Source organism: Gordonia aurantiaca, from assembly GCF_039939235.1.
Taxonomy (GTDB): domain Bacteria; phylum Actinomycetota; class Actinomycetes; order Mycobacteriales; family Mycobacteriaceae; genus Gordonia.
This window is the reverse complement of sequence record NZ_JBDUUF010000005.1, coordinates 50,217-67,914: the sequence shown is the minus strand read 5'-3', so window position 1 is coordinate 67,914 and position 17,698 is coordinate 50,217. Positions and strand designations below refer to the sequence as shown.

The window sequence follows — 17,698 nt, the reverse complement described above, 5'->3', positions numbered from 1 at the left end:
CCGCATGGAGATCGCCGCCGCCATGGACCGCGCCGTCGAGGCGTCGCGGTCGTCGATGGGTGTCAGCTCCCCGAACCCGCCCGTCGGCGCGGTGATCCTGGCCGCCGACGGCAGCGTCGCCGGGGTCGGCGCGACCCGGCCGCCGGGCGGGCCGCACGCCGAGGTCGTGGCGCTGAGCGAGGCGGGGGAGGCCGCGCGCGGCGGCACCGCGGTCGTCACCCTGGAGCCCTGCAACCACACCGGACGCACCGGGCCGTGCGCGCAGGCGCTCATCGAGGCCGGGATCGCCGAGGTGCACTACGCGGTGAGCGACCCGAACCCGGTCGCCGCGGGCGGCGCCGAGACCTTGCGCGCCGCCGGCATCCGGGTCACCGGGGGAGTCTCGGTCGAGACGGTGGAGAACGGCCCGCTGCGCCCGTGGCTCACCCGGCAACGCCTCGGCCGCCCCTGGATCACCGCGAAGATCGCCGCCGGCGTCGACGGCCGCATCGCCGCGCCCGACGGAACCAGCCAGTGGATCACCGGTCCCGCCGCACGCGAACACGCGCACCTGCAGCGCTCGCGGCTCGACGCCATCGTCATCGGCACCGGCACCGCCCTCGCCGACAACCCGAGCCTGACCGCCCGCACCCCCGACGGCGGCCTGTACCCGCACCAGCCGGCGCGCGTGGTCCTCGGCCACCGGGACCTGCCGGCCGACGCCAACCTCCGCGACGACACGGGCGGGCCGCTCGTCCGGGTCGACTCGCGCGACCCCGCCGACGTCCTCTCCGCGCTGCCCGACGCACTGTGGGTGCTCGTCGAGGGCGGACCGCACGTCCTCGGGGCGTTCTTCGCCGCCGACCTCGTCGACGAGGTGCACGCCTACGTCGCGCCGATGGTGCTCGGCGCCGGCCAGAGCTCCGTCGAGATCCCCGGCGTCACGACCCTGGCCGACGCTCGCCGCTTCGTGACGTCCTCGGTCACCACCGTCGGCGATGACGTGTTGATCACACTCCGCCGGAATCCGACGCCATAGACCCGGGTTGAACTGGGCAACCGTGTGGACACGCCGGTCAGGGAGGGTTTCGCTCAGTGGAATCACAATGCGACACCCTTGATCGGTCGTGCTAGCGTCGATATCACCAGTTCTCGGGGCGGGGTGAAATTCCCCACCGGCGGTGATGAGGATGCGGTGGATCCGCAGTCTCCAGCCCGCGAGCGCCTGCACCAGCAGGGTCAGCAGATTCGGTGAGATTCCGGAGCCGACGGTCATAGTCCGGATGAGAGAGAACAGGCGACACAGTGCCGCCCTGTCTGCTCCGAGCGAGCAGGAGGAGTGCGTGTTCACCGGAATCGTGGAGGAGCTCGGCGAGATCGCCGCCCGCGAGGATCTCTCTGACGCCGCCCGCTTCACCGTGCGCGGCCCCATCGTCACCACCGATGCGCACCACGGCGACTCCATCGCTGTCAACGGCGTGTGTCTGACCGTCGTCGACCTCCGGCCCGGTGAGTTCACCGTGGACGTGATGGCGGAGACCCTCAACCGCAGCTCGCTCTCGGACCTCGCTCCCGGCAGCAAGGTCAACCTCGAACGCGCCATGCCCGCCAACGGCCGCTTCGGCGGCCACATCGTGCAGGGTCACGTCGACGGCACCGGCCGCGTCCTGTCCGTGAGCCCCTCGGAGAACTGGACGGTCGTGCGGATCGGCGTGCCCGCGAAGCTCACCCGCTACCTCGTCGAGAAGGGGTCGATCACCGTCGACGGTGTCTCCCTGACGGTCTCCGCCGTCGGCGGGGAGGGGGACGACTCGTGGTTCGAGATCTCGCTGATCCCCACGACCCTCGCCGAGACCAACCTCGGTGCCACCCGCCCGGGCACCGTGGTCAACCTCGAGGTCGACGTCATCGCGAAGTACGTTGAACGCCTGCACCTCGGACAGTCAGCAGATGTTGCGGGGGCGAAATGAGCACAACGAGTGAGGTTCTGATGAACGAGTCGCCGCGTGACGGTGAAGAAACCACCGAGGGCGTCAAGTTCGACACCATCGAGCGGGCCATCGCCGACATCGCCGCCGGCAAGGCGGTCGTGGTCGTCGACGACGAGGACCGCGAGAACGAGGGCGATCTGATCTTCGCGGCCGAGAAGGCCACCCCGGAGCTGGTCGCGTTCATGGTCCGGTATACCTCGGGTTACCTGTGCGTGCCGCTCGACGGCGACGCCTGTGACCGTCTCGGCCTGCCGCCGATGTACTCGATGAACCAGGACAAGCACGGCACCGCGTACACGGTCACCGTCGACGCCCGCGAGGGCATCGGCACCGGCATCAGCGCCGCCGACCGGGCGACCACGATGCGACTGCTCGCCGACCCCAACGCGACGGCGGGCGACTTCACCCGTCCCGGGCACGTCGTGCCGCTGCGTGCCAAGGAGGGCGGCGTCCTGCGTCGTCCCGGCCATACCGAGGCCGCCGTCGACCTCGCCCGTCTCGCCGACCTGCAACCGGCCGGCGTCATCTGCGAGATCGTCAGCCAGAAGGACGTGGGCTCGATGGCCCGCACCGACGAGCTGCGCGTCTTCGCCGACGAGCACGACCTCGCGCTGATCTCGATCGCCGACCTCATCGCCTGGCGCCGTCGCCACGAGAAGCACGTCGTCCGCGTCGCCGATGCCCGCATCCCCACCCGTCACGGCGCCTTCCGCGCGGTCGGGTACTCGAGCATCTACGACGACGTCGAGCACGTCGCCCTGGTCCTCGGCGACATCTCGGAGAACGACGGCCACGACGTCCTCGTGCGCGTGCACTCCGAGTGCCTCACCGGTGACGTCTTCGGCTCGCTGCGCTGCGACTGCGGCCCGCAGCTCGACGCCGCCATGGAGATGGTGGCCGAAGAGGGGCGCGGCATCGTCCTCTACATGCGCGGGCACGAGGGGCGCGGCATCGGCCTGCTGCACAAGCTGCAGGCCTACCAGCTGCAGGACGCCGGCGCCGACACCGTCGACGCCAATCTCGAGCTCGGGCTGCCCGCCGACTCCCGCGACTACGGCCTCGGCGCGCAGATCCTCGTCGATCTCGGCGTGAAGTCGATGCGTCTGCTCACCAACAACCCGGCCAAGCGGGTGGGCCTCGACGGATACGGGCTCCAGATCGTCGATCGCGTGCCGATGCCCGTGCGCGCCAACGCCGAGAACCTCCGATACCTTCGGACGAAGCGTGATCGCATGGGCCACGACCTCGTGGGCCTCGACGATCACCTCGACAGCGACGACGCATCTGAAGGAGCCCCGGCATGAGCGGCCACGGAGAACCGACCCTCGAACTCGCCGACGCATCGAGACTGCGCCTGGCGATCGTCTCCTCCCAGTGGCACGAGAAGATCTGCGGAGCACTGCTCGACGGCGCGCTGCGCGCGGCGGAGGAGAACGGGGTGAGCGAGCCGACCGTCGTGCGGGTGGCGGGCGCCATCGAGCTGCCGGTGATCGTGCAGGCGCTGGCCCGCACACATGACGCGGTCGTCGCGCTCGGTGTCGTGATCAAGGGTGAGACACCGCATTTCGAGTACGTCTGCGACGCCGTGACGGCCGGCCTGACCCGCGTCTCGCTCGACGAGTCGACCCCGGTGGGCAACGGCGTGCTGACGGTCCTCACCGAGGAGCAGGCCATCGATCGCGCGGGCCTGCCGGGCTCCAAGGAGGACAAGGGCGCCCAGGCGTGTGTCGCGGCGCTCGCGTCCGCGCTGACCCTGCGTGCACTGCAACGTGGCGAGGCGCTCCCGGCCGTGGTCGGAGGGGCTTCGGAGTGAGTTCCTCCCCCGAGTGGGACATGGTCTACCGGCCACGGAAACTGCCGCGGTACGCGATCGCGGCAGCCGTGGTCGTCATGGCGATCCACATCGTCTTCGGGTTGCTGCTGACGATCGAGGACGTCGGCGTCCGCAACCTCGGCGCATCCGACCAGGCCGCCATCATCTGCATCGGCGTGCTGATCTCCGGATGCATCCTCCTGCTGACCCGACCGCGCCTGCGCGTCGGGCCGCGGGGCGTCGAGGTGCGCAACCTGGTGCCGAGCCGGCTCTTCCCATGGGAGCAGGTGCTCGGCCTGACGTACCCGGAGAAGGGTTTCGGCGCGTGGCTGCTGTTCCCGTCCGACGAACACATCACCGTGCTGGCGGTGCAGGCCGGCGACGGCCCGCGAGCCGTCGAGGCGATGGCCCGGTTCCGCGAGCTCGAGGAGCGCTACCGCGGGTCCGTCCGACCCGCCAACTAGCCTGGAAGCCGTGGCCGACCCGACTACCTACCGTCCCGCGCCCGGAACCATCCCCACCGATCCCGGGGTGTACAAGTTCCGCGACGAGCACGGCCGAGTCATCTACGTGGGCAAGGCCAAGAACCTCCGCTCGCGTCTGACCTCGTACTTCGCCGATCTCTCCTCGCTGCATCCGCGGACCCGCCAGATGGTGACGACGGCGGCGTCTGTGGAGTGGACCGTCGTCGGCACCGAGGTCGAGGCGCTCCAGCTCGAGTACAACTGGATCAAGGAGTTCGATCCGCGGTTCAACGTCCGCTACCGCGACGACAAGACCTATCCGATGCTCGCGGTCACCCTCAACGAGGAGTACCCGCGTCTGTTCGTCTACCGCGGCCCGCGCCGCAAGGGCGTCCGCTACTTCGGTCCGTACTCGCACGCCTGGGCGATCCGCGAGACGGTCGACCTGCTCACCCGCGTGTTCCCCGCCCGCACCTGCTCGGCCGGGGTGTTCAAACGGCACCGCCAGATCGACCGCCCGTGCCTGCTCGGCTACATCGACAAGTGCGCCGCACCCTGCATCGGACGGGTGAGCGCCGCCGAACACCGTGAGATCGTCGAGGATTTCTGCGACTTCCTGGCCGGTCGCACCGACCAGATGATCCGGCGGATGGAACGCGACATGACCGCGGCCGCCGAGGAACTCGACTTCGAGCGGGCGGCCCGGCTGCGCGACGACATCGGCGCGATGCGCCGCGCCATGGAGAAGCAGGCCGTCGTGCTCGGCGACGGCACGACCGCCGACGTCGTCGCCCTCGCCGGGGACGAGCTCGAGGTGTCGGTGCAGGTCTTCCACGTCCGCGACGGACGCGTGCGCGGCCAGCGCGGCTGGGTCGTCGAACGCAGCGACCACGGCACCGACGCCGACGTCGTCGGTGACTTCGTCACCCAGTTCTACGGCGCCCAGGTCGACTTCGACGCCACGGTCGAGGTGGGGGAGGACCGCGCGCACGGCGAGTCGGTACCGCGCGAGGTGCTGGTCCCCGAATTGCCCGAGAACGCAGCCGAACTCGAGGAATTCCTCACCCGCCTGCGGGGCAGCCGCGTCCGCCTGCGGGTGCCGCGGCGCGGCGACAAGAAGGCGCTGTTCGACACCGTTGCGCGCAACGCCGCCGAGGCCCTCACACAGCACAAGATGAAGCGCGCGGGCGACCTCACCACGCGGTCGGCGGCGCTGACCGAACTGCAGGAGGCGCTCATGCTCGACCAGGCGCCGCTCCGCATCGAGTGCGTCGACATCTCACACGTGCAGGGCACCGACGTGGTCGCCTCGCTGGTCGTCTTCGAAGACGGGCTGCCCCGCAAGTCCGACTACCGGCACTACTCGATCCGGCACGCCGCCGGCGACGGCCACTCCGACGACGTGGCGTCGATCGCCGAGGTCACCCGACGTCGCTTCCTGCGCCACAAGGCCGACCGCGACGCCCCGCCGCCGGTCTCCGGGGAGGTCGATGCCGATCTCGAGTTGCCCACACAGCCAAGGAAGTTCGCGTACCCGCCGAATCTGTTCGTGGTCGACGGCGGCGCCCCGCAGGTGCATGCGGCCGCGGCCGTCCTCGACGAGCTCGGTGTCACCGACGTCGCGGTGATCGGCCTGGCCAAGCGCCTCGAGGAGGTGTGGGTGCCCGGCGAGGACGACCCGATGATCCTGCCGCGCAGCAGCCAGGCGCTGTTCCTGTTGCAACGGGTGCGCGACGAGGCGCACCGGTTCGCCATCACCTTCCACCGCAGCAAGCGCAGCAAGCGGATGACCGAGTCGGTGCTCGACGGCATCCCGGGTCTCGGCAAGACGCGCCGGACGGCGCTGGTGGGTCACTTCGGGTCGGTCGCGCGCCTGCGTGAGGCATCCTTGGAGGAGATCGCCCAGGTCCCCGGAATCGGATTGACCACCGCGCGTGCGGTGCAGACCGCACTCAACGGTTCGGGGGAGTCGGAGAAGACGGAGGTGTCGGTGGTGACCGGTGACGCGGGACGAGGCGAGGAATGACCGACCAGCGCGAGACGACCGAACAGTCCGGAGGCCCCGCACGGTCCGAGGCCGGTGAGTTCACCGTCCTCTTCGTGGCCGGCATGTCCGGGGCCGGCCGCTCCACCGCGGCCAACGTGCTCGAGGACGACGGCTGGTACGTCGCCGACAACGTCCCGCCGTCGCTGATCAAGACGATGGTGCGGATGGTGCGCTCGAGCGACCCGTCCATCACCCGGCTGGCGATGGTACTGCGGGCCTCGGATCCCAATCTCGCCCAGGAGGTCGAGGAGTTGCGCGACGCCCTCGAGGCGTCCGGCATCCGCACCAAGTTGCTCTATCTCGACGCGAGCGAGGAGGTGCTGGTCCGCCGCTTCGAGCAGGTCCGCCGCCGACACCCGTTGCAGGGCAAGGAGACCCTGGTCGAGGGCATCGCCCGCGAACGCGCCATCCTGGCCCCGCTCAAGAACGTCGCCGACCTCGTCGTGGAGACCTCGGCGCTGACCGCCGCCAAGCTGCGTTCGGTGGTCGAGGGCGTCTCGCCCGGGGACACCGAACCACGGCTGAGCATCGCGGTGCAGTCCTTCGGATTCAAGTACGGGCTGCCCATCGACTCCGACCTCGTCGCCGACGTGCGGTTCCTGCCGAACCCGCACTGGATCGACGAGCTGCGCGACCACAACGGCCGGGAGGCTCCGGTCCGCGACTACGTCCTCGGCCAGCCCGACGCCGGGGAGTTCATCGACCTCTACACCGACCTGGTGTCGATCGTCGGTCGCGGCTATCTGCGAGAAGGGAAGCGGTACATGACGATCAGCGTCGGCTGTACCGGCGGCAAGCACCGCAGCGTGGCGATCTCCGAGGAACTCGCGCGCCGCCTGCGCAAGGCGGTCGACGACGCGGGTGTGGCCTCCTACGACGTGCGCGTCATGCACCGTGATCTGGGGCGCGAATGACCGGGAAGACAGACGCCCCCAAGATCGTCGCACTCGGAGGCGGCCACGGCCTGTACGCGACCCTGACCGCGATGCGCTACCTCAGCTCCGACATCACCGCGGTGGTGACCGTCGCCGACGACGGCGGCTCGTCGGGACGCCTGCGCGCCGAACTCGGCCTCATCCCGCCCGGCGACCTGCGAATGGCACTGGCCGCGTTGATGTGTGCCCCGAAGGCGCTCGAGGACTTTCAGACCGCGGGCGACCCGGATACGCGCCGCCGGCACGAGCTGTGGGCCGAGGTGCTCCAGCACCGCTTCGGCGGCCGCGGCGCCCTCGCCGGCCATCCCATCGGCAACCTCCTGCTCGCCGGGCTCACCGAGGTCCTCGGCGACACGGTGTCGGCGCTGGCCGAACTGCGGTCGGTGTTCGGCATCGAAGGGCAGGTGCTGCCGATGTCGACGGTGCCGCTCGACATCGAGGCCGACGTGTCCGGGCTCGAGGCCGACCCGCGCATCAGCCGGGAAATCCGCGGACAGGTCGCGGTCGCCACCACACCCGGCAAGGTGCGTCGTGTGCGGCTCCTCCCCGAGGACCCGCCGGCGTGCGAGAGTGCCGTGGCGGCAATCGAATCCGCAGATCTGGTGATGCTCGGACCGGGCTCCTGGTTCTCCAGCGTGATCCCGCACGTGTTGGTCCCCGAACAGCTCAAGGCGCTGCATCGCACCAGCGCGCGCAAGATTCTGGTGGTCAACCTCGCGCCGGAGCCGGGGGAGACCCCCGGCTTCTCCGTCGAGCGGCACCTGCACGTCCTGCACGCGCACGCCGACACCTTCCGCGTCGACCACGTGCTCGTCGACGAGGCGTCGGTGCCGGCCGGGCGTGAGCGCGATCACCTCGAGCGCGCGGCCAGACTGTTTGGTGCAGAACTCGTCGTCGGAGACGTGGCGGTGCCCGGCCGTCAGGTTCACGACCCGGCAAAAGTCGCCGCCGTCGTGAACGAACTGTGCGAAGGTGAACCGAACCGTTACGCTGACCGGGCGGACGCCTGAAACAGGCGATGTGTGAGGCACTTTTCTGCAGGGGACGTGTGGTCTGGTGACAGGAGGACAGGGACCGGTGGCGATGACCGCGGCGGTGAAGGACGAGCTGAGTCGCCTGTCGGTGACCCAGGTGAGTTGCCGTAAGGCCGAGGTGTCGGCGCTCCTCCGGTTCGCGGGCGGTCTCCACATCGTCGGCGGACGAGTCGTCGTCGAGGCCGAGGTCGACATGGGCAACGTCGCACGACGCCTCCGCCGCGAGATCCACGACCTGTTCGGCTACGCCTCCGACGTCCACGTGCTGCGCGGCGGCGGACTGCGGAAGTCGGCCCGCTACATCGTGCGCATCACCAAGGACGGCGAGGGACTGGCCCGGCAGACCGGTCTGCTCGACCTGCGCGGCCGCCCGGTGCGCGGACTGCCCGCCCAGGTGGTCGGCGGCAGCGTCGCCGACGCCGAAGCGGCCTGGCGCGGCGCATTTCTCGCGCACGGCTCGCTGACCGAACCCGGCCGGTCGTCGGCGCTGGAGGTCAGCTGCCCGGGCCCGGAGGCCGCGCTCGCGCTCGTCGGCGCCGCCCGCCGGCTCGGCGTCACCGCGAAGGCCCGCGAGGTGCGCGGCGCCGATCGTGTCGTCATCCGTGACGGTGAGGCCATCGGCGCGCTGCTGACCCGGATGGGCGCCCACGACACCCGCCTGGTGTGGGAGGAACGGCGCATGCGCCGCGAGGTGCGCGCCACCGCCAACCGGCTCGCCAACTTCGACGACGCGAACCTGCGGCGCTCCGCCCGCGCGGCGGTCGCGGCCGCGGCCCGCGTCGAACGCGCCCTGGAGATCCTCGGCGACGACGTACCCGAGCACCTCGTCGCCGCCGGCCAGCTGCGCATCACGCACCGCCAGGCGTCGCTGGAGGAACTCGGACAGCTCGCCGACCCGCCCATGACCAAGGACGCCGTCGCCGGCCGCATCCGCCGACTGCTGTCCATGGCGGACAAGAAGGCACGGGCCGAGGGCATCCCGGACACCGAGTCGGCCGTCACCTCGGAGCTGCTCGACGAGGCATGAGCACCGGCGCGGGGCCGCAACAGTGGACCTGCGATGTGCCCTGCCCACCCCCGCCTACTAGGCTGAACTCGACGTGTGCGGACCGGTGCCACTCATGTGCGCGACGGTGACCGCTCACGGCGCGGCCAGACAGGGCTTGACCCACAGGCCTGACCATGAATACCGCTAAGGAGCACAACTGTGACTGTTCGGGTAGGCGTCAACGGATTCGGCCGTATCGGCCGCAACTTCTTCCGTGCCGTCGAAGCGCAAAAGGCTTTGGGCACCACTGACATCGAGATCGTCGCGGTCAACGACCTCACCGACAACGCGACCCTCGCGCACCTGCTGAAGTTCGACTCGATCCTCGGCCGGCTGCCCCAGGACGTGTCCCTCGAGGGCGACGACACCATCGTGGTCGGCGACAAGAAGATCAAGGCGCTGGAGGTCAAGGAGGGTCCGGCCGCGATCCCGTGGGGCGACCTGGGCGTCGACGTCGTCGTCGAGTCGACCGGCATCTTCACCGCGCGTGCGAAGGCCCAGGGTCACCTGGACGCCGGCGCCAAGAAGGTCATCATCTCGGCTCCGGCCACCGATGAGGACATCACCATCGTCATGGGCGTCAACGACGACAAGTACGACGGCAGCCAGAACATCATCTCGAACGCCTCGTGCACCACGAACTGCCTCGGCCCGCTGGCCAAGGTCCTCAACGACGAGTTCGGCATCGTCAAGGGCCTCATGACCACGGTCCACGCCTACACCCAGGACCAGAACCTGCAGGACGGCCCGCACAAGGACCTGCGTCGCGCCCGCGCCGCCGCGACCAACATCGTCCCGACCTCGACCGGTGCCGCCAAGGCCATCGGCCTGGTCCTTCCGGAGCTGAAGGGCAAGCTCGACGGCTACGCCCTGCGTGTGCCGATCCCCACCGGCTCGGTCACCGACCTCACCGCGCAGCTGGCCAAGACCGCCACCGCCGAGGAGATCAACGCAGCGCTCAAGGCCGCCGCCGAGGGTCCGCTGAAGGGCATCCTGAAGTACTACGACGCCCCGATCGTCTCCTCCGACATCGTCACCGACCCGCACAGCTCGCTGTTCGACGCCGGCCTGACCAAGGTCATCGACGATCAGGCGAAGGTCGTGTCCTGGTACGACAACGAGTGGGGCTACTCCAACCGTCTCGTCGACCTCATCGGTCTCGTCGGCAAGTCGCTCTGACCTCGTCGTCAACGGAAAGAGGAGTCAACGCCTCATGGGTGTACCCACTCTGAAGAACCTTCTGGAAGAAGGGGTTTCGGGTCGGGGAGTGCTGGTCCGGTCGGATTTCAACGTCCCGCTCGACGGGTCGACGATCACCGACCCGGGCCGTATCCTCGCGTCCCTGCCCACGCTGAACGCGCTCATCGACGCCGGCGCCAAGGTGATCATCACCGCCCATCTCGGTCGGCCGAAGGGCGAGCCCGATCCGAAGTTCTCGCTCGCGCCGGTCGCCGCGCGCCTGAGCGAGGCGCTCGGCCGCAACGTGCAGCTCGCCGGTGACGTCGTCGGCACCGACGCGCTCGCCCGTGCGGAGGGCCTCACCGAGGGTGACGTCCTGCTCCTGGAGAACATCCGCTTCGATCCGCGGGAGACCTCCAAGGACGACGCCGAGCGCGAGAAGCTCGCCAAGACGCTCGTCGAACTCGTCGGCGAGGACGGTGCCTTCGTGTCCGACGGCTTCGGAGTGGTGCACCGCAAGCAGGCCTCGGTCTACGACGTCGCCAAGCTGCTCCCGCATTACGCGGGTGAGCTGGTGGCGGCCGAGGTCGAGGTCCTGTCGAAGCTCACCGAGGAGCCGGCCCGCCCCTACGCGGTCGTCCTCGGCGGTTCGAAGGTCTCCGACAAGCTCGGTGTCATCGAGGCGTTGGCTCCCAAGGTCGACACGCTGGTCATCGGCGGCGGCATGGCGTTCACCTTCCTGGCCGCACAGGGCCACTCGGTGGGCTCCTCGCTGTTGCAGGAGGACCAGATCGAGGTCTGCAAGGGCCTGTTGGAGCGCTTCGGCGACGTGATCCACCTGCCCGTCGACGTGGTCGCCGCGGACAAGTTCGCCGCCGACGCCGAGTCGCAGACCGTGGCCGCCGACGCGATCCCGGACGGCTGGATGGGTCTCGACATCGGACCGGAGTCGGTCAAGCGGTTCGCCGCGGTGCTCTCGGGCGCCAAGACCATCTTCTGGAACGGTCCGTCGGGCGTGTTCGAGTTCGAGAGGTTCTCGGCCGGCACCCGCGGTGTCGCGGAGGCCATCGCCGCCGCGACCGGCACCGGTGCATTCACCGTCGTCGGCGGCGGTGACTCGGCCGCCGCGGTCCGCACCCTGGGTCTGCCGGACTCCGACTTCTCGCACATCTCCACCGGTGGTGGCGCCTCCCTCGAGTACCTCGAGGGCAAGGAACTCCCCGGCCTCAAGGTCCTGGAGAGCTGAACCATGGCAACTCGTAAGCCGCTCATCGCGGGCAACTGGAAGATGAACCTCAACCACCTCGAGGCCATCGCCCTGGTTCAGAAGATCGCGTTCGCCCTGCCGGCGAAGTACTTCGACAAGGTCGACGTGACGGTCATCCCGCCGTTCACCGACATCCGCAGTGTGCAGACCGTCGTCGACGGTGACAAGCTCCTGCTCACCTACGGTGCGCAGGACCTCTCGCAGCACGACTCGGGCGCCTACACCGGCGAGATCAGCGGTGCCTTCCTCGCGAAACTCGGCTGCACCTTCGTCATCGTGGGCCACTCGGAGCGTCGCACGATGCACCACGAGACCGATGAGATCGTGCTGGCCAAGACCAAGGCCGCGCTTCGTCACGAGCTCACCCCTATCGTCTGCATCGGCGAGGGACTCGAGGTCCGTGAGGCGGGCGAGCACGTCGCGTACAACACCGCGCAGCTCAAGGGCTCGCTCGCGGGTCTGTCGGCGGCGGAGATCGCCAAGACCGTCATCGCCTACGAGCCGGTGTGGGCCATCGGTACCGGCCGCGTGGCGAGCGCGGCCGACGCCCAGGAGGTGTGCAAGGCCATCCGCGAGACGCTCGCGGAGATCGCCGACGCGGAGACCGCGTCGAGCGTGCGCATCCTCTACGGCGGCTCGGTGAACTCGAAGAACGTCGGCGAGCTGGTCGCCCAGCCCGACGTCGACGGCGCACTCGTCGGCGGCGCCTCGCTGAAGTCCGACGAGTTCGCGACGTTGTCGGCGATCGCCGCGGGTGGCCCCTTGCCCTGACGGGTCACGCCCACGCGTACACTGTGGCAGGTTGGTGTCTGTTCCGAGCCCCTCGGAGCGGAGCCACCTGCCACAGCTGTATCCCGGGGCTTTGAGGAAAGGCGTTATCTGTGCAGACCGCACTCGACATCGGACTGGTCGTCACGAGCGTTCTGGTCATCGTGCTCGTCCTGCTGCACCGCGGTAAGGGTGGCGGTCTGTCGTCGCTGTTCGGTGGCGGCGTCCAGTCGAGCCTGTCGGGTTCGAGCGTCGTCGAGCGCAACCTCGACCGCCTGACCATCTTCGTCGGCCTGATCTGGGTGATCTTCATCATCGGCATCGGCATCGACATCAAGCTCTCCTGATCTCGTAGAACACGCAGATCCTCGTCCGGGGCGGCACGTGACACGTGCCGCCCTGTTGTCGTCCCGGGATGCCGATGTCCCGGAACATGGCAATACTGGTCGACATGAGTGAAACCGCCCCTTCCCGGGGAGCCCCGGACTGGCGTCCGTCCATCTCCATCGTCGACCACATCGTGGTCGACGACGAGGGCCGAGCACTCACCGAACCGTTGCGCGAGGACATCCGCCTGCTCGGCGGCATCCTCGGCGAGGTCGTACGCGAACACTCCGGCGAGGATGTGTTCGATCTCGTGGAATCGGCGCGCAAGGCGGCGTTCGCCGTGCGCCGCAACGAGATCGACCGGGACGAGCTCGCCGGGAAGTTCGTCGACCTCGACGTCGACGTGGCGATCCCGATCATCCGGGCGTTCAGCCACTTCGCGCTGCTGGCCAACCTGGCCGAGGACATCCACCGCGAGCGGCGTCGTGCCATCCACGTGCGTGCCGGCGACCCGCCGCAGCGGTCGAGTCTCGCGGCGACCTACCGGCAGCTCGCGGAGGCCGGTCTCGACGACGCGGAGGTCGGCAAGGCGCTCGCCGACGCCGCCGTCGTCCCGGTCATCACCGCCCATCCCACCGAGACCCGCCGCCGCACCGTCTTCGAGGCGCAGAACCGGATCACCGAGCTGATGCGCTTCCGTGCCCGCACCGACCTGACCCCGGACGAGGACGCGAAGGTCACCGAGGCGATCCGGCGCCAGATCACCACCCTGTGGCAGACCGCGCTGATCCGTCTCGAACGCCTCACCATCCAGGACGAGATCCGTTCCGGCCTGCGTTATTACGATGCCTCCTTCTTCCAGGTGGTGCCGGAGATCAACACCTCGGTGCGCCGGGCGCTGCGGTCTGCCTACCCGAAGGCGGGGCTCGCCGAGGAGCCGATGCTCCGGATGGGGTCGTGGATCGGCGGCGACCGCGACGGCAACCCGTATGTGACGCCCGAGGTGGTGACCCTCGCGACGACGCTGGCCGCACAGACCGCGGTCCGCCACCATCTCGACGAACTGGAGAAGCTCGCCCAGGAACTGAGCATGTCGGCGAGGCTGATCAGCACGGTCGAACCGCTGCTCGCCCTCGCCGGCGCGCAGCCCGACGACCCGGGGGCAGACGAGCCGTTCCGGCTCGCGTTGCGTCACATCCGCTCCCGGCTCGTCGCGACGGCGAACGTGATGTTCGACGAGGACTTCTTGTCGTCCCACGACCTGTTCCTGATCGACGGGGTGAAGCCGTATGCCGACGCCGGCGAGTTGCTCGCCGACCTCGACGTCGTCGACGCCGCGCTGCGTGCCAACAACGACGACATCATCGCCGACGACCGTCTGCTCTCCCTCCGGGAAGCGGTGCGCACCTTCGGGTTCCATCTGTCGGGACTGGACATGCGGCAGAACTCCGACATGCACGAGGAGGTCGTGGCCGAGCTGCTCGCATGGGCGGGCGTCCATCTCGATTACGCCTCGCTCGACGAGCAGACCCGCGTCGAGATCCTCAGCGCCGAACTGCAGGCACGTCGCCCGTTGACCCGCCCCGACGCAGATCTCAGCGACCTGGCCACCAAGGAACTCGGGATCGTGCGGGCCGCGGCGAAGGCGGTCGCGACCTTCGGCCCTGAGGCGGTGCCGAACTACATCATCTCGATGTGCACCTCGGTCAGCGACATGCTCGAGGCGCTGATCCTGCTCAAGGAGGCAGGTCTCTACGATCCGGGGCCGGCGGGAGCGAACACGCCGCGTTGCACGGTCCGGGTGGTGCCGCTGTTCGAGACGATCGAGGACCTGCAGCAGGGGGCGGCGACGATGAGCGCCGTGCTCGACGTACCGTTCTACCGCGCGCTGGTGGAGTCGCAGAACGGCATGCAGGAGATCATGCTCGGCTACTCCGACTCCAACAAGGACGGCGGCTACATGGCCGCCAACTGGGCGCTCTACCGTGCCGAACTCGACCTCGTCGAGATGGCGTCGAAGGCGGGAATCCGGTTGCGGCTCTTCCACGGTCGCGGTGGCACGGTCGGTCGTGGCGGCGGTCCCAGTTACGACGCGATCCTGGCGCAGCCGCCGGGCGCGGTGCAGGGGTCGCTGCGGATCACCGAGCAGGGCGAGATCATCGCGGCCAAGTACGCCGAGCCGGTGAGTGCCCGCCGCAACCTCGAGACGCTGCTCGCGGCGACCATCGAGTCGTCCCTGCTCGACGTCGAAGGGCTCGGCGACGAGTCGGAGTCGGCCTACGAGATCATGGACGACATCGCCGCGAGGGCGCGCGCCGCCTACAGCCGGCTCGTCCACGAGACCCCGGGCTTCGTCGAGTACTTCACCACCTCGACGCCGCTCTCGGAGATCGGCGCGCTCAACATCGGGTCGCGGCCCGCCTCGCGCAAGCAGACCGAGAAGATCTCCGATCTCCGCGCGATCCCGTGGGTGTTGTCGTGGACCCAGTCCCGTGTGATGCTGCCCGGCTGGTACGGCACCGGCTCGGCGTTCGAGGACTGGGTGGGCGACGACGAATCCCGCCTGCAGACGCTGCGGCGCTACTACGAGAAGTGGCCGTTCTTCCGCACCGTCATGTCGAACATGGCGCAGGTGCTCGCGAAGTCCGACATGAGCCTCGCGCACCGGTACGCGCAGCTCGTCCCCGATGAGCAGTTGCGGGACAAGGTGTTCGGGATGATCGTCGACGAACACGAACGCACCATCGCCATGTACACCAAGATCACCGGCACCGACGACCTGCTGCACGACAACGCGGCGCTGAAACGCTCGGTCTACAACCGCTTCCCGTACCTGGAGCCGCTGAACCTTCTCCAGGTGGAGCTCCTACGCCGGTTCCGCGCCGGGGAGGACACCCCGCTGGTGCGCCGCGGCATCCAGTTGACCATGAACGGTCTGGCGACGGCGCTGCGGAACTCGGGATAGCCGGTCCGGTCCGCGGATCAGCCGTAGTGGCAGACGTAGCTGACCGGCTCGGTGACCTCGATGTCGAACGAGGAGTCACCGGGCACCGAGAACGACTCGCCGGCGCCGTAGGAGACCCACTCCTCGCTGCCCGCGAGGCGAACCCTGCAGGCGCCGGTGTGCAGCTCCATGAGCTCGGGGGCGCCCGTGCCGAAGTTCAGCGTCGCGGGCAGGATCACGCCGGCCGATTTGCGGGTCCCGTCGGCGAGGTGGAACGTGTGGCTCACGCACTTGCCGTCGAAGTAGACGTTGGCGCGCGGGTCGAGGGTCACGTTCGCATAGGTGGGGTTCTCGGTCACGAGCAGAGAGCCTAGTCCCGGGCGCAGACGCGATGCGCGGCGGTGCCCTCGATGCCGGGCGAGACATGGTCGTGGAGCGCGATCGAGTGATCGTAGAAGTCGTCGGTCATCGGCAGGTACTCGATCGGGTCCTCGTCCGCGATGCGTGCGAGCCGGTCCACGAGCGTGCGGTCGAGGTCGGCGGTGTCGACGGTGTCGACGGTGTCGGCATCGGTGACCAGATGCGGCCGGAGCGGCAGCATGCCCGTGTACCAGAAGGTCCGTGCAGGAGCGGCCAGAGTACGTCGTCGATGCTGCCGCTGATCCCGCGGGGAGTGAGGCTCCCGGCCCGGTCGCCGGCGGTGACGACCGCGAGCGCCCGGCGGCCTTCGAGCCCGCCGCGGCCGTACTTGAGCATCCGGCCGGTCGCCGGGTCCGGCACGTGATAGGCGAACCCGCTCTCGAAGACGCGGTCGACCCAGCCCTTGAGGATCGCCGGCATCCCATCCCACCACAGCGGGAACTGCAGCACCACCAGGTCGGCGTCGCGGAGCTTCCGCTGTTCGGCACGCACCTGGGCGGCGCGCTCGCCGTCCGTGTCGCCGGTGAACAGGAGCGGATCCCATCTCATCCGGTACATGTCGGATTCGACGACCTCCCAGCCGTTGTCGCGCAGCGCCGAGACGCCGACATCGCGGAGGTGGCCGCTCAGTGAGGCGGCATCGGGGTGGGCGAGTACCCAGAGTGCGTTGTCTCGCATGTCGCGGGCAACGCTCGGGGAGCCCGACTCAATCCGGCGATGTCGTGCCGCGGGCCGGCCGATCGTCAGCCGAGCCTGCTCGCCGCGTCCTCGTCGAGGAACCAGAGTGTTTCCTCGGTGCCGTGCGCACCCGCGCACGGCCAGTCCGCCGGATCCGCGCCGCCGTGTGCCGCTGCGACGGCCTCCGCCTTGTCGGCGCCCGAGACGAGGAACCACACCGACCGCGACCGGTTGACCACCGGAAGCGTCAGGGTGATACGCCGCGGCGGCGGCTTGGGTGAATCGGTGACGGCGACAACCGATCTCTCGGTCTCCAGGGTCGCCGGGCTGTGGGGGAACAGGGAGTTGATGTGGCCCTCGCCACCCATGCCGAGCAGGTGCAGGTCGAAGTGCGGCGCCACGCCGTCGGACGAACGACCTGCCAGCACGGCTGCGTAATCGGCTGCGGCAGCGTCGATGTCGTCACCGAACGGGCCATCGGAGGGAGCCATCGGGAAGACCCGGGTCGGATCTACCGGCACCTTGTCGAGCAGTGCCTCCCGGGCCTGACCGGAGTTTCGTTCCGGATCGTCGGCCGGAACGAAACGGTCGTCGCCCCAGTAGATGTCGACGCGCGACCAGTCGATCGAGCCGCTGTCGGCGGCGAGCGTCGACAGGATGCCGATGCCGTTGCTGCCGCCGGTCAGGACGATGCTCGCGACACCACGTTCGGCCTGGGCCCTGGTCACCAGGTCCACGAACCGTGCGGCCGCGGTGGACAAGAGCTCCTGTTTGGAATCGAAGACCAGCGTCTCGGTGGCCACG

The 17,698-nt window shown here is 69.3% G+C and carries 17 protein-coding genes and 1 riboswitch; of the genes, 14 read left to right on the top strand and 3 right to left on the bottom strand.

Features of this window, described 5'->3' with window-relative positions:
- The first annotated feature begins 4 nt into the window (after nucleotides 1-4).
- The 14 genes from ribD (at nucleotide 5) to ppc (ending at nucleotide 15,817) form a co-directional block, all read left to right on the top strand.
- Entirely contained in the window at nucleotides 5-1,018 is a 1,014-nt protein-coding gene (gene ribD / locus ABFT43_RS11575; RefSeq protein ID WP_347960498.1) for a bifunctional diaminohydroxyphosphoribosylaminopyrimidine deaminase/5-amino-6-(5-phosphoribosylamino)uracil reductase RibD, read from the top strand.
- A gap of 105 nt (nucleotides 1,019-1,123) precedes the next feature.
- A riboswitch (FMN riboswitch) is annotated at nucleotides 1,124-1,278 on the top strand.
- 44 nt (nucleotides 1,279-1,322) lie between these two features.
- The gene (locus tag ABFT43_RS11570) at nucleotides 1,323-1,949 is read left to right on the top strand and encodes a riboflavin synthase (protein ID WP_347960497.1); all 627 of its coding nucleotides are present in this window, start codon (nucleotides 1,323-1,325) and stop codon (nucleotides 1,947-1,949) included.
- A 20-nt stretch (nucleotides 1,950-1,969) separates the two neighbouring features.
- On the top strand, nucleotides 1,970-3,274 hold the full coding sequence (locus tag ABFT43_RS11565) for a bifunctional 3,4-dihydroxy-2-butanone-4-phosphate synthase/GTP cyclohydrolase II (RefSeq protein WP_347960722.1): 1,305 nt from the start codon (nucleotides 1,970-1,972) through the stop codon (nucleotides 3,272-3,274).
- Nucleotides 3,271-3,783, top strand: a complete 513-nt coding sequence (gene ribH / locus ABFT43_RS11560; RefSeq protein ID WP_347960496.1) for a 6,7-dimethyl-8-ribityllumazine synthase — start codon at nucleotides 3,271-3,273, stop codon at nucleotides 3,781-3,783. Before ABFT43_RS11565 ends, ribH begins: the two co-directional genes overlap by 4 nt.
- A 20-nt stretch (nucleotides 3,784-3,803) precedes the next feature.
- Nucleotides 3,804-4,247 (top strand): PH domain-containing protein, encoded by a 444-nt coding sequence (locus ABFT43_RS11555; RefSeq protein ID WP_347960721.1) that lies wholly within the window; start codon nucleotides 3,804-3,806, stop codon nucleotides 4,245-4,247.
- Between the two features lie 10 nt (nucleotides 4,248-4,257).
- On the top strand, nucleotides 4,258-6,273 hold the full coding sequence (gene uvrC / locus ABFT43_RS11550) for an excinuclease ABC subunit UvrC (protein ID WP_347960495.1): 2,016 nt from the start codon (nucleotides 4,258-4,260) through the stop codon (nucleotides 6,271-6,273).
- The gene (gene rapZ / locus ABFT43_RS11545; RefSeq protein WP_347960494.1) at nucleotides 6,270-7,208 is read left to right on the top strand and encodes an RNase adapter RapZ; all 939 of its coding nucleotides are present in this window, start codon (nucleotides 6,270-6,272) and stop codon (nucleotides 7,206-7,208) included. Before uvrC ends, rapZ begins: the two co-directional genes overlap by 4 nt.
- Complete coding sequence (locus tag ABFT43_RS11540; protein ID WP_347960493.1) at nucleotides 7,205-8,239, top strand: gluconeogenesis factor YvcK family protein; 1,035 nt, start codon at nucleotides 7,205-7,207, stop codon at nucleotides 8,237-8,239. The genes rapZ and ABFT43_RS11540 overlap by 4 nt, the downstream gene beginning before the upstream one ends.
- A gap of 73 nt (nucleotides 8,240-8,312) precedes the next feature.
- Nucleotides 8,313-9,290 (top strand): DNA-binding protein WhiA, encoded by a 978-nt coding sequence (gene whiA, locus ABFT43_RS11535; protein WP_347960720.1) that lies wholly within the window; start codon nucleotides 8,313-8,315, stop codon nucleotides 9,288-9,290.
- A 180-nt stretch (nucleotides 9,291-9,470) separates the two neighbouring features.
- Entirely contained in the window at nucleotides 9,471-10,490 is a 1,020-nt protein-coding gene (gene gap / locus ABFT43_RS11530) for a type I glyceraldehyde-3-phosphate dehydrogenase (RefSeq protein ID WP_109238414.1), read from the top strand.
- Between the two features lie 34 nt (nucleotides 10,491-10,524).
- Nucleotides 10,525-11,736: a phosphoglycerate kinase gene (locus tag ABFT43_RS11525; RefSeq protein WP_347960492.1), complete on the top strand. Its 1,212-nt coding sequence runs from the start codon at nucleotides 10,525-10,527 to the stop codon at nucleotides 11,734-11,736.
- Nucleotides 11,737-11,739: 3 nt separating this feature from the next.
- Nucleotides 11,740-12,528, top strand: a complete 789-nt coding sequence (gene tpiA, locus ABFT43_RS11520) for a triose-phosphate isomerase (RefSeq protein ID WP_347960491.1) — start codon at nucleotides 11,740-11,742, stop codon at nucleotides 12,526-12,528.
- A 110-nt stretch (nucleotides 12,529-12,638) separates the two neighbouring features.
- Nucleotides 12,639-12,872, top strand: coding sequence for a preprotein translocase subunit SecG (gene secG / locus ABFT43_RS11515; protein WP_347960490.1), 234 nt, complete (start codon nucleotides 12,639-12,641; stop codon nucleotides 12,870-12,872).
- Nucleotides 12,873-12,976: 104 nt separating this feature from the next.
- Nucleotides 12,977-15,817 (top strand): phosphoenolpyruvate carboxylase, encoded by a 2,841-nt coding sequence (gene ppc, locus ABFT43_RS11510; RefSeq protein WP_347960489.1) that lies wholly within the window; start codon nucleotides 12,977-12,979, stop codon nucleotides 15,815-15,817.
- A 17-nt stretch (nucleotides 15,818-15,834) separates the two neighbouring features.
- On the opposite strand, the gene ppnP is transcribed toward ppc, so the two are convergent.
- From ppnP to pgl, 3 genes are all read right to left on the bottom strand, one after another.
- Nucleotides 15,835-16,161 carry a pyrimidine/purine nucleoside phosphorylase gene (ppnP, locus tag ABFT43_RS11505; protein ID WP_347960719.1) on the bottom strand — a complete coding sequence of 109 codons (327 nt, stop codon included), beginning with the start codon at nucleotides 16,159-16,161 and terminating at the stop codon, nucleotides 15,835-15,837.
- Nucleotides 16,162-16,261: 100 nt separating this feature from the next.
- A complete protein-coding gene (locus ABFT43_RS11500) occupies nucleotides 16,262-16,894 on the bottom strand; it encodes an NAD(P)H-dependent oxidoreductase (protein WP_347960488.1) in 633 nt (210 codons plus the stop codon).
- A gap of 65 nt (nucleotides 16,895-16,959) precedes the next feature.
- Complete coding sequence (gene pgl / locus ABFT43_RS11495) at nucleotides 16,960-17,697, bottom strand: 6-phosphogluconolactonase (protein ID WP_347960487.1); 738 nt, start codon at nucleotides 17,695-17,697, stop codon at nucleotides 16,960-16,962.
- Between the last annotated feature and the right edge of the window lies 1 nt (nucleotide 17,698).

What these genes read in the sequence shown, in the direction of transcription:
- ribH (WP_347960496.1), top strand. Translation starts at nt 3,271, where the DNA reads ATGAGCGGCCACGGAGAACCGACCCTCGAACTCGCCGACGCATCGAGA.
- ABFT43_RS11565 (WP_347960722.1), top strand. Translation starts at nt 1,970, where the DNA reads ATGAACGAGTCGCCGCGTGACGGTGAAGAAACCACCGAGGGCGTCAAG.
- ABFT43_RS11525 (WP_347960492.1), top strand. Translation starts at nt 10,525, where the DNA reads ATGGGTGTACCCACTCTGAAGAACCTTCTGGAAGAAGGGGTTTCGGGT.
- ppc (WP_347960489.1), top strand. Translation starts at nt 12,977, where the DNA reads ATGAGTGAAACCGCCCCTTCCCGGGGAGCCCCGGACTGGCGTCCGTCC.
- tpiA (WP_347960491.1), top strand. Translation starts at nt 11,740, where the DNA reads ATGGCAACTCGTAAGCCGCTCATCGCGGGCAACTGGAAGATGAACCTC.
- whiA (WP_347960720.1), top strand. Translation starts at nt 8,313, where the DNA reads ATGACCGCGGCGGTGAAGGACGAGCTGAGTCGCCTGTCGGTGACCCAG.
- ABFT43_RS11500 (WP_347960488.1), bottom strand. Translation starts at nt 16,894, where the DNA reads ATGCGAGACAACGCACTCTGGGTACTCGCCCACCCCGATGCCGCCTCA.
- ABFT43_RS11540 (WP_347960493.1), top strand. Translation starts at nt 7,205, where the DNA reads ATGACCGGGAAGACAGACGCCCCCAAGATCGTCGCACTCGGAGGCGGC.
- ABFT43_RS11555 (WP_347960721.1), top strand. Translation starts at nt 3,804, where the DNA reads ATGGTCTACCGGCCACGGAAACTGCCGCGGTACGCGATCGCGGCAGCC.
- ribD (WP_347960498.1), top strand. Translation starts at nt 5, where the DNA reads ATGGAGATCGCCGCCGCCATGGACCGCGCCGTCGAGGCGTCGCGGTCG.
- rapZ (WP_347960494.1), top strand. Translation starts at nt 6,270, where the DNA reads ATGACCGACCAGCGCGAGACGACCGAACAGTCCGGAGGCCCCGCACGG.